The sequence below is a fragment of the Streptomyces tamarix genome (genome assembly GCF_032423885.1).
GTDB classification, from domain to species: Bacteria; Actinomycetota; Actinomycetes; order Streptomycetales; family Streptomycetaceae; genus Streptomyces; species Streptomyces tamarix.
Window position 1 is genome coordinate 101,687 of the sequence record NZ_JAWCTQ010000023.1, and the last position, 10,942, is coordinate 112,628.

Genomic DNA, 10,942 nt, shown 5'->3' on the forward strand with positions numbered 1-10,942 from the left:
GCGCCCCACCAGACCCCGCGCGGCCCGCACCGCCCCGCGACCGAAGAACGAGCCCGCACTCCTTGTCCGGGCCTCCCACCCACCAGAAAGAGGCACTCTTCGTGCACAACCAGATCAGGACCCTCGCCGCCTTCACCGGCATCACCGCCCTCGCCGTCGGCCTCACCGCCTGCGGCACCGCCTCCGACCCGGCCTCCTCCGGCTCCGGCGACGACGCGTCCAAGCCGCTCGTCGTCGCCGCGTCCCCCACGCCGCACGCCGACATCCTCACGTACGTCAAGGACAACCTCGCCGAGAAGGCCGGCCTCAAGCTGGAGGTCAAGGAGTTCACCGACTACGTCCTGCCCAACACCGCCACGCAGGACGGCCAGGTCGACGCCAACTACTTCCAGCACAAGCCGTACCTGGACGACTTCAACAAGAAGAACAAGACCACCATCGTCCCCGTGGTTAACGTCCACCTGGAGCCGCTCGGCCTCTACTCCCAGAAGCTGAAGACGCTCAAGGACATCAAGCCCGGCCAGACCGTCGCCGTCCCCAACGACACGACCAACGAGGGCCGCGCCCTCAAGCTCCTCGCCGACAACGGCCTGATCTCCCTCAAGGCCGGGGTCGGCGCCGGCGCCAAGCTCTCCGACATCACCGACAAGAAGGGCCTGGAGTTCAAGGAGCTGGAGGCCGCCACCATCCCGCGCGCCCTGAGCGACGTCGACGCCGCCGTCATCAACGGCAACTACGCCATCGAGGCCAAGCTCACCCCCGCCGAGGACGCCCTCGCCCTGGAGAAGGCCGAGGGCAACCCGTACGCCAACTTCCTCGCCGTCAAGGACGGCAACGAGGACGACCCGCGGGTGACGAAGCTCGCCGAGCTGCTCAACTCGCCCGAGGTCAAGAAGTACATCGAGGACACCTACAAGGGCTCCGTGGTCCCCGCCTTCGGCGCCGCGAAGTAACGACGGCCCCGCCAAGGGCCCCGCACACCACCCGGTGCGCGGGGCCCTTCCCGTCCCGCCATGCACGGCGACCTGCTCATGCTGCATGCTGTGCGTTCACGGCCTTCACCAACAGTCCCCGGCCACCGGCATGGAGTTGCGCATGACTACCACCTTTCCGGACGTCTCCATCAGCACGGAACGGTTGGTGCTGCGCCCCTACGACGACACGGACATCCCCGCCCACACGGAGATGATGAACGACGAACTCGTCGTCGCCTGGACCTCCGCGCCCCACCCCTACACCACGGCCCACGCCGAGGAGTGGGTCCACAGGACCGCCCCCGCCGAACGCGCCGGCGGCCACGGACTCGCCCTCGCCGTCACCGAGTTCCTCACCCAGCGCCTCGTCGGCGCCGTCCGCCTCCACCACACCGACTGGCGCACCCGCTCCGCCGAGATCTCCTACATCACCGCCCCCTGGGCCCGCGGCGAGGGCTACGCCACCGAATCCGTCCTGGCCGTCGCCCGCTGGCTCTTCCACGAGCAGGGCTTCGAACGCCTCGAACTGCGCACCGCCGCCGGCAACACCGCCTCCCAGCAGGTCGCCCAGAAGATCGGCTGCCTCAGCGAGGGCGTCCTGCGCAACGCCTGGATAGCCCGCGCCCAGACGGAGGACGGAACCTGGGCCGAGATCCGGACCGACCTGATCGTCTGGAGCCTGCTCCCCGAGGACCTCGAAGGCGCCGACGACCCCTACGCCGATGCCGGCTCCTCCCCGTACCCCGACTGGAACTGACCCCGCCACCCGCCGGGACACCCCCCTTCCCGGTACGCTCACACAGCCGACCTGCACCGACACCCCCAGGGAGACAGCGAAGATGGCCGACCGGGTCACGGTGATCGGATGGGACGGCTCCCCCCTCACCGCTGCCGCGCGGTCCGCCCTCTCGGCCGCCACCCTCGTCGCCGGGGCCGCCCACCACCTCGCGCTCCCGGAGGTCCCCGAGCGGGCCGAGCGGATCCGCCTCGGCAGCGTCGACCTCGCCGCCCGCCGCATCGCCGGACACCGCGGCACGGCCGTCGTCCTCGCCGACGGCGACCCCGGCTTCTTCGGCGTCGTCCGCGCCCTCCGAGACCCCCGGCACGGCCTGGAGGTCGAGGTCGTCCCCGCCGTCTCCTCCGTCGCCGCCGCCTTCGCCCGCGCCGGCATGCCCTGGGACGACGCCCGCGTCGTCGTCGCCCACACCCGCACGCTGCGCCGCGCCGTCAACGTCTGCCGCGCCCACCCCAAGGTGGCCGTCCTCACCTCCCCGGGCGCCGGACCCGCCGAACTCGCCCTCATGCTCGACGGCGTCCACCGCACCTTCGTCGTCTGCGAGGCCCTGGGCACCGAGGGCGAACAGGTCACCGTCCTCACCTCCGACAAGGCGGCCGACCTCACCTGGCGCGACCCCAACGTCGTCATCGCCATCGGCGGTTCCGTCCCCGCCCCCGCCGCGGGCGGCTGGCTCCTGGGCCCCGACCCCGGCCCGGTACGCGGCTGGAGCCTGGCCCCCGGGGCGTACGACGACGGGCCCGTCCCCGGCACGCCGGGCACCGGCGAGGCGCCCGCCCTGCGCGCCGCCCAGCTCGCCCGCCTCGGCCCCCGCGTCGGCGACCTCGTCTGGGACGTCGGCACCGGATCCGGCGCCTTCGCCGCCGAGGCCGCCCGGTTCGGCGCCGCCGTCATCGCCGTCGACGCCGACCCGGCCGCCTGCGCCCGCGCCGAGGCCGCCGCCCGCCGCTTCGGCGTCCAGCTCCAGGCCGTCGCCGGCCGCGCCCCCTCCGTACTGGAACGCCTGCCCGAGCCCGACGTCGTGCGCGTCGGCGGCGGGGGAGCGGAGGTCGTCGCCGCGTGCGCCGACCGCCGCCCCGAGCGGATCGTCACGCACGCCGGCACCCGCGACGAGGCCGAGGCCGCCGGCGCGGCCCTCGCCGCCGGCGGCTACACCGTCGAGTGCGTCCTCCTCCAGTCCGTCGACCTCGACCCCACCACCTGGTCCGAACGCGACCGCTCGGTGGCCTTCCTCGTCGCCGGGCGCAGACCCGCCCCGTGATCCCGTCGCCACGGGCGGCCGGGTAGGCTGGCCGACCGTTCCACCACAGCCGGGTGTTCGGCGTTTCGTTCGCCCGTACCCGTCAGGAGGCGCCCTCTCGGGGGTGCCGCGTGGGAGAGCACGACCGGGGGGACGCGCGACGTGGCGCAGTCCACAGCCGACCGTGGCGGAAGCCTCCGCCACGGGGCCCGAACGCGGCGAGAATGCTGGATGTCCGCACGCTGTTCGTGCCGCGCGGAGCGCACGCTCGTTCTCCATGGCGGGCGGAAGTCTGAAGGAGCACAACCGATGGGCGAGGGGTACGCATGACTGACACCGGCCAGGTCCCGGGCGAGGGGCAGCCGGAGCACGCAGGCATGGTGGAGCAGCCGGGCATGCCCGTCCCGGACGCGTACACCTTCCTCGACCCCTCCGCTGCCGACGACGACGATCTGCTCCTGATGCCGGGCGCCCAGGGCGCCTGGACGGAGCCGCAGCCCGGTGTCGCCCCGGCCCCGCCCGTCACCGTGCCGATGCCCCAGACGCCGCCCGCCGAGCACACCGCGTACGACCCGCCCGCCGCTCCGGAGGCCGCCGCTCCCGCGTACGAGCATCCCTACCAGGAGGCGGGCGCCCAGGGCTCCGGGACCGACGGCCACGGCGTCGTGCACGCCCCGCACCCCGCCCAGGCCCCGGCCCCCGCGCAGGCGCCGCAGCAGGCCCCGCGGCGGCCGCTGCACATGGGCCCGCCCATGCCCGACACGGGCGGCGTCGTACGCTCGCTCGCCGACCGCGGCCCCGCCCCCGTGCCGCCCGCCCCCGCGCCGGTCCAGAGCCCGCCGGCTCCCGGCCCCGAGCACCTGGACGCGCCCGGCCCCGCGGCGCGGGACGCGCAGCCGTGGGCGCAGCGGCCCGCCGCAGCAGAAACGGTCGCTCCGGAGGCGCCGGGCGGGTTCGTCCCGGGGGAGGGCGCGGCCCCGTACCCCGACCCGGCGCAGCACCCGGTGCCGTCCCCCCGCCACGCCGCGACGCCCCAGCAGCCCCACGAGCCGCACGCCCCGACGTGGACGACCCCCGCCCACGGCGTCCCGGCGGCGGCCCAGCCGCTGCCCATTCCCGCCCAGATCCAGGCCGAGCAGGCGACGGGCGCCCCGGAGCCGGTCCAGGACCCGGCCGGGGACCCCGGGGTGCCCGCCCCCTCCCCGGAGCAGGCCGCCGTGCCCGAGCACGGCGCCCCGGCCCAGGAGGTGGCCGTGCCCGCCGCCGTACCGGCCGAGCAGCCCGCCGACCCCCTGGCGCCGGAGGCCGCGCCCGCCCCCGAGCCGGTACCGGCCGCCACCCCGCCGGCGCCCGCCGAGGCGGCGGTCGCACCGGCGCCCCCGGTGGAGGAGCCCCCGATGGAGGCGCCCGCGGAGGACCCGGTCGCGCCCGCCGGAGCGGTGACGCCCGAGCAGGTGGCCGTCGACTCCGCGTCCGCCCCGGTGACCGTCGACCCGGCCGCGCCGGTGCCCGCCGATCCGGCCGTGCAGCCGCCTGCCGAGCTGGTGGCCGTGGTCGCCGCGCCCGTCGAGGAGCCGCCCGCCACCCCTGCCGCCGCGCCCGTCGAGGAGCCGCCTGCCGCCCCTGTGACCGCCGAGGCCGTGACCGCCGGGATCGCCGACGTCGAGACCGCTCCGGCGCCCGCCGAGGCGGTGCCCGCGGCCCCGGTGGCCGACGTGGTGCCTGCCGAGGAGGCTCCGGAAGCGGCCGTGCCGTCGGCGGAGGCGCCCGTCGCGGACGCGCCCGCCCAGGACCCGGTGGCTGCCGGTACGTCCGAGGGCGTGCCCGCCGCGCCGGTCGCCGTCGTCGCTCCGTCCGCCGGGGAGGCGCCCGCCGAACCCGTGGCCGAAGCGGTGCCCGCCGCCCCGGCGCCCGCCCCCGAGGCGGCTCCGACCGCCGGGGACACGCTCGAAGAGGCCCCCGCCGAGACGGTGCCCACAGAGACGGCCTCCGCCGAGACGGCTCCCGCCGACGCGCCGACCGCCCCGGTGTCGGCCGCGGAGGAAGCCCCGGCCGAGGCCGCCCCCGCGGAGCCGGCCCCCACCGACGCGGCCCCCACCCAGGCCCCCACCGACGCGGCTCCCGCCCAGGCGCCCGCTGCCGAGGGCACGTCCGTCGACGCACCGACCGCCGAGGCGGCCCCGACTCCCGTCGCGCCGTCCACCGGGGCAGCCGCCCCGGCCGCCCCGGCGGACGGGGCCGCCCGGGAGGACCGGGCCGACGACGCCGAAGCCCCCGAGGCCGCGGACGCGGCCCCCGCCGGCCCCCCCGCCCCCGGCTACGCCGACGACGAGCGGGAGGCGATCTTGCGGGTCATGCGGGAGCGCCGGGACATCCGCAACGGGTTCCGCAGCGACCCGATCCCGCACGAGGTCCTGCTGCGCGTCCTGGAGGCCGCCCACACGGCGCCGTCCGTGGGGCACTCCCAGCCGTGGGACTTCGTCGTCATCCGCTCCGCCGAGACGCGCCGCACGATGCACGAACTCGCCCAGCGCCAGCGCGAGGCGTACGCCAAGTCGCTGCCCAAGGGCCGGGCGAAGCAGTTCAAGGAACTGAAGATCGAGGCCATCCTCGACACCCCGGTGAACATCGTCGTCACCGCCGACCCGACCCGCGGCGGCCGCCACACCCTCGGCCGCCACACGCAGCCGCAGATGGCCCCGTACTCCTCCGCGCTCGCGGTGGAGAACCTGTGGCTCGCCGCCCGCGCCGAGGGCCTCGGCGTCGGCTGGGTCAGCTTCTTCGACGAGCGCGAGATGGTCCGCGCCCTCGGCCTGCCCGAACACCTCGAAGTCGTCGCGTACCTGTGCGTCGGCTACGTCGACGAGTTCCCCGAGGAACCGGAGCTGATGCAGGCGGGCTGGTCGAAGAGGCGCCCCCTGTCGTGGGTCGTCCACGAGGAGACGTACGGCCGCCGCGCCCTGCCCGGCGAGGAGCCGCACGACCTGCTCCAGGAGACCGTCGCCAACATCCGCCCGCTGGACGCCAAGGCGCTCGGCGAGGCGTGGGAGCGGCAGAAGCGCATGACGAAGCCGGCCGGCGCGCTCGGCATGCTGGAGATCATCTCCGCGCAGCTGTGCGGCCTGTCCCGGACCTGCCCGCCGCCCATCCCCGAGCCCGCCGCCGTGGCGATCTTCGCCGGGGACCACGGAGTGCACGCCCAGGGCGTCACGGCCTGGCCGCAGGAGGTCACGGCGCAGATGGTCGCCAACTTCCTCGGCGGCGGCGCCGTCTGCAACGCCTTCGCCCACCAGGTCGGCGCCGAGGTCTGCGTCGTCGACGTCGGCGTCGCCGCCGACCTCCCCGCCACCCCGGGCCTGCTGCCCCGCAAGGTCCGTGCCGGCACCGCGGACTTCACCACCGGTCCCGCCCTCACCCGCGACGAGGTCCTCGCCGCGATCGAGGTCGGCATCGAGACCGCCCGCGACCTCGTCGCCGCCGGCAACAAGGCGATCCTCACCGGTGAGATGGGCATCGCCAACACCACCGCGTCCGCCGCGCTGATCTCCGTCTACACGGACGCCGACCCGGCCGAGGTCACCGGCCGCGGCACGGGCATCAACGACGAGATGCACGCCCGGAAGGTCGACGTCGTCCGCCGCGCCCTCGACCTCCACCAGCCGGACCCGGCCGACCCGATCGGCGTGCTCGGCGCGGTCGGCGGCCTGGAGCACGCCGCGATGGTCGGCTTCATCCTCGGCGGGGCGTCGCTCCGTACGCCCGTCGTCCTCGACGGCGTCAGCGCGGGCGCGGCAGCCCTCGTGGCCCGCGCCGTCGCGCCCGAGTCGCTCGCCGCGTGCATCGCCGGCCACCGCAGCGCCGAGCCCGGCCACATGGCGGCGCTGGGCAAGCTGGGCCTGCGCCCGCTCGTCGACCTGGACCTCCGCCTCGGCGAGGGCACCGGCGCCCTGCTGGCCCTGCCGCTGGTCCAGAGCGCGGCCCGCGCGATGCACGAGGTGGCGACGTTCGACTCGGCGGGCGTCACCGAGAAGTAGCGGCGCGCCGGGCGCGTCCCCGCCCCCCACGGCCGGCCCGTCACCCCGACGGACCGGCCGCGGCGTGACGGCCGTGACGCGCCCGGCCCCGAACGCCCCCGTCCCCGCCCCGTATCGTGGTCGCCAGCGCACCCCCGTCTCACCAGCCACTTCACCGTCGCAGTGGCCCCACACCCCGTACCACCCGCCGAGGAGACCACACCGCCATGGTCGAAAACGCCGAGCAGCCCGCCTACCCCGTCGGACTCCGCCTCTCCGGGCGCCGTGTCGTCGTCGTCGGCGGCGGCCAGGTGGCCCAGCGCCGGCTCCCGGCGCTCATCGCCGCGGGCGCCGACGTCACCCTCGTCTCGCCGTCCGCCACGGCGTCCGTGGAGGCCATGGCCGAGGCCGGCGAGATCCGCTGGGAGCGCCGCCGGTACGAGGACGGGGACCTCGCCGACGCCTGGTACGCGCTCGTCGCGACCACCGACCCGGAGGCCAACGCCCGCGTGTCCGCCGAGGCCGAGCGGACCAGGACCTGGTGCGTGCGCTCGGACGACGCCGGCGCCGCCACCGCCTGGACCCCGGCGACCGGCCGGATCGAGGGCGTCACCGTCGCCGTCCTCACCGGCAACGACCCGCGCCGCTCGGCCGCCGTGCGCGACGCGATCGTCGAGGGCCTGCGCGACGGCACCCTCGCCGCGCCCCAGCACCGCTCCCGCGCCCCGTTCGTCGCCCTCGTCGGCGGCGGCCCCGGCGACCCGGACCTCATCACCGTGCGCGGCCGCCGGCTCCTCGCCGAGGCGGACGTGGTGATCGCCGACCGGCTGGGCCCGCGCGACCTGCTCGACGAGCTGCCCCCGCACGTCGAGGTGATCGACGCGGCGAAGATCCCCTACGGCCGGTTCATGGCCCAGGAGGCCATCAACAACGCCCTGATCGAGCACGCCAAGCAGGGCAGGTCGGTGGTCCGCCTCAAGGGCGGCGACCCGTTCGTCTTCGGCCGCGGCATGGAGGAGGCGCAGGCGCTGGCCGAGGCGGGCATCCCCTGCACGGTCGTCCCCGGCATCTCCAGCTCGATCTCCGTCCCCGGAGCCGCCGGCATCCCGGTCACCCACCGCGGCGTCGCCCACGAGTTCACCGTGGTCAGCGGCCACGTCGCCCCGGACGACCCGCGCTCCCTCGTCGACTGGGCGTCCCTGGCGAAGCTGCGCGGCACGCTGGTGATCCTCATGGGCGTCGACAAGATCGGCAAGATCGCGGAGGCGCTGATCGCCCACGGCAAGGACCCGGCCACGCCCCTCGCCCTCGTCCAGGAGGGCACGACCGCGACGCAGCGCCGCGTGGACGCGACGCTGTCCACGGTCGCGGAGCGGGTACGGGCCGAGGACGTCCGCCCGCCCGCCGTCATCGTGATCGGCGACGTGGTCCGCGAAGCCCCGGACAAGCACCGGCGCTGAACCCCGCCCCCCGCCCGCACCCCCGACAAGGCAGCACCTCCCCGTGGCAGAACTCCTCACCGTCGACGACCCCGACGACCCGCGCCTGTACGACTACACGGGCCTCACCGACGTGGAGCTGCGCCGCCGCCGCGAACCGGAGGAGGGCCTGTTCGTCGCCGAGGGCGAGAAGGTCATCCGCCGCGCCCTCCGCGCCGGGTACGGGATGCGGTCGATGCTGCTCTCCGCGAAGTGGGTCGACACGATGCGGGACGTCATCGACGAGGTCCCCGCGCCGGTGTACGTGGTGGACCCGGACCTCGCCGAACGGGTCACCGGCTACCACGTCCACCGCGGCGCGCTGGCGTCCATGCGCCGCGAGCCGCTGCCCGCGGCCCGGGACCTGCTCGCGACGGCCCGCCGCGTGGCCGTCATGGAGTCCGTCAACGACCACACCAACATCGGCGCCATCTTCCGCAGCGCCGCGGCCCTCGGCATGGACGCGGTCCTGCTCTCCCCGGACTGCGCGGACCCGCTGTACCGGCGGTCGGTGAAGGTGTCGATGGGCGCGGTCTTCTCCGTCCCGTACGCCCGCCTCGACAGCTGGCCGCACGACCTGGACGCCGTACGCGAGGCGGGCTTCCGGCTACTGGCGCTGACACCGGACGAGAAGGCGACCGCCCTCGACGAGGCGGCCCCGCACCGTCTGGAGCGGGTGGCGCTGATGCTGGGCGCCGAGGGTGACGGCCTGTCGGCGCGGGCACTGCGCGCGGCCGACGCGTGGGTGCGCATCCCGATGGCGCACGGCGTCGACTCGCTGAACGTGGGCGCCGCGGCGGCCGTCGCGTTCTACGCCGTGACGGCGGGCCGCCCTCAGCCCTGAAGGGCCTGCGCCCCGGCGATGCCGAGCAGCACGATCAGCGTCACGACGACGAACACGAACAGCCGCTGACGCAGCAGCCGCGGGTTGGCGGGCCGCCGCAGACCCGACGAGGTCCCCGGGGCCGCCCCGGTCCGGCGCGGCCCCGTACGCGGCCCGGTCCGGGCGCCCGGCTGCGAGGGGTGCCGCTGGGCCCGAACCCCGCCCGCCCTGGACGGCACCGGCTGCGGCCCCCGGGACCGTGGCGCGGGGGTGCGCTGCGCCCGTCCCTGCGTGGTCCGCTCGGTGTACCGCTCCGTGGGGCGCAGCGGCACACGACCGGCCCTCCGGCCGCTCGTGCCCCGGTCGGCGCGCTCCAGCCGCTCCGCCCGCTCCGGGCGCGGCACGACGGGCCGCGCCTCCACCGGCGGGGCCATCGTGCCGAGCCCCTGCGCCTCCCGCGCGGCGATCTCCTTCAGCCGCAGCGACAGCTGCAGCGTGCTCGGCCGCTCCTCGGGCTCCTTCGCGAGGCACGCCCGCACCAGCGGGGCCAGCGCGTCGGGGACGCCCTGCAACTGGGGCTCCTCGTGGACGACGCGGTACAGCATCACCTCGGAGCTCCCGTGCCCGAACGGCGAGTCGCCCATCGCCGCGTACGCCAGGGTCGCGCCGAGCGCGAAGACGTCCGTCGCGGGGGTGACGGCCGCGCCGCGCACCTGCTCGGGCGCGAGGAAGCCGGGGGAGCCCACCGCCGTGCCGACGTGGGTGAGGGTGGACGCGCCGGTCGCCCAGGCGATGCCGAAGTCGATGATCCGCGGTCCCTTCGGGGACAGCAGGATGTTCGACGGCTTCAGGTCCCGGTGCACGACCCCCGCCTCGTGGACGGCGACCAGGCCCTCCGACAGGGCGGCGCCGATCGCGGCCACGTCGGCCGCGGGCAGCGGCCCCTCTTCGGCGATCTTGTCGTGGAGCGAGGGCCCCGGTACGTACTGCGTGGCGAACCAGGGGCGCTCGGCCTCCAGGTCGGCCGCCACGAGCCGGGCCGTGCAGCCGCCGCGGATCCGCCGCGCGGCGGACACCTCGCGCGCGAAGCGCGACCGGAACTCCTGGTCCTCGGCGAGATCCGGCCGGATCACCTTCAGCGCCACCCGCTGCCCGCGCCGGTCGGAACCGAGGTAGACGACCCCCATCCCGCCCGCGCCGAGCCGCCGGTGCAGCCTGAACGAGCCGACGACACGCGGGTCCTCGCGCCGGAGCCGCATCATCGCCATGTCCGTCCCCTACCTGCCGTGGGGAGCTCCCCACCCCGCCGTCGCGGTCCTTCTGACGTCGCCCAGCTTACGTACCCGGACCCGGGTGTGCTCATAGGCCGCGCCCTCACTCCGCGATCGTTTCCCGGTCGCGCGGCCGGTACCTGAGTCCGCCTCAGCGGCCACCGCCGCCAAGGCCGTCGGTCCCCTGGACGATCAAGCTCCTTTACCGGCAGGAGGATTGGCGCCGCGGCCCGGGACGCGCCGCCGGAGCCCGGCCGTACGCCGCCGGACGGGGCCGCGGGGGAGGGGCGAGGGGCCGCCGGGACGCGGGGCGGGGACGTGAGCGCCGGGTCGGGCGCGGTGCTCTG

At 76.2% G+C, this 10,942-nt stretch carries 7 protein-coding genes; 6 read left to right on the forward strand and 1 reads right to left on the reverse strand.

Annotated features, from left to right (window positions below; all coding sequences use genetic code 11):
• Nucleotides 1-101: 101 nt before the first annotated feature.
• The 6 genes from RND61_RS19210 (at nucleotide 102) to RND61_RS19235 (ending at nucleotide 9,345) form a co-directional block, all read left to right on the forward strand.
• Nucleotides 102-953 (forward strand): MetQ/NlpA family ABC transporter substrate-binding protein, encoded by an 852-nt coding sequence (locus RND61_RS19210; protein WP_315879227.1) that lies wholly within the window; start codon nucleotides 102-104, stop codon nucleotides 951-953.
• An 85-nt stretch (nucleotides 954-1,038) separates the two neighbouring features.
• Entirely contained in the window at nucleotides 1,039-1,731 is a 693-nt protein-coding gene (locus tag RND61_RS19215) for a GNAT family N-acetyltransferase (RefSeq protein ID WP_315879228.1), read from the forward strand.
• Between the two features lie 82 nt (nucleotides 1,732-1,813).
• Nucleotides 1,814-3,031: a precorrin-6y C5,15-methyltransferase (decarboxylating) subunit CbiE gene (gene cbiE / locus RND61_RS19220; protein ID WP_315879229.1), complete on the forward strand. Its 1,218-nt coding sequence runs from the start codon at nucleotides 1,814-1,816 to the stop codon at nucleotides 3,029-3,031.
• A 305-nt stretch (nucleotides 3,032-3,336) separates the two neighbouring features.
• On the forward strand, nucleotides 3,337-7,044 hold the full coding sequence (gene cobT / locus RND61_RS19225; protein WP_315879230.1) for a nicotinate-nucleotide--dimethylbenzimidazole phosphoribosyltransferase: 3,708 nt from the start codon (nucleotides 3,337-3,339) through the stop codon (nucleotides 7,042-7,044).
• Between the two features lie 206 nt (nucleotides 7,045-7,250).
• Nucleotides 7,251-8,483, forward strand: coding sequence for a uroporphyrinogen-III C-methyltransferase (gene cobA / locus RND61_RS19230; RefSeq protein ID WP_315879231.1), 1,233 nt, complete (start codon nucleotides 7,251-7,253; stop codon nucleotides 8,481-8,483).
• Between the two features lie 43 nt (nucleotides 8,484-8,526).
• Nucleotides 8,527-9,345 (forward strand): TrmH family RNA methyltransferase, encoded by an 819-nt coding sequence (locus RND61_RS19235; protein WP_315879232.1) that lies wholly within the window; start codon nucleotides 8,527-8,529, stop codon nucleotides 9,343-9,345.
• Here the strand turns inward: RND61_RS19235 and RND61_RS19240 are convergent.
• Nucleotides 9,336-10,592 (reverse strand): serine/threonine protein kinase, encoded by a 1,257-nt coding sequence (locus RND61_RS19240; RefSeq protein ID WP_315879233.1) that lies wholly within the window; start codon nucleotides 10,590-10,592, stop codon nucleotides 9,336-9,338. The genes RND61_RS19235 and RND61_RS19240 overlap by 10 nt on opposite strands.
• Between the last annotated feature and the right edge of the window lie 350 nt (nucleotides 10,593-10,942).

Bases quoted from the DNA above. Each gene is read 5' to 3' on its own strand.
- RND61_RS19215 (WP_315879228.1), top strand. From the start codon at position 1,039: ATGCTGTGCGTTCACGGCCTTCACCAACAGTCCCCGGCCACCGGCATG.
- cbiE (WP_315879229.1), top strand. From the start codon at position 1,814: ATGGCCGACCGGGTCACGGTGATCGGATGGGACGGCTCCCCCCTCACC.
- cobT (WP_315879230.1), top strand. From the start codon at position 3,337: ATGACTGACACCGGCCAGGTCCCGGGCGAGGGGCAGCCGGAGCACGCA.
- cobA (WP_315879231.1), top strand. From the start codon at position 7,251: ATGGTCGAAAACGCCGAGCAGCCCGCCTACCCCGTCGGACTCCGCCTC.
- RND61_RS19240 (WP_315879233.1), bottom strand. From the start codon at position 10,592: ATGGCGATGATGCGGCTCCGGCGCGAGGACCCGCGTGTCGTCGGCTCG.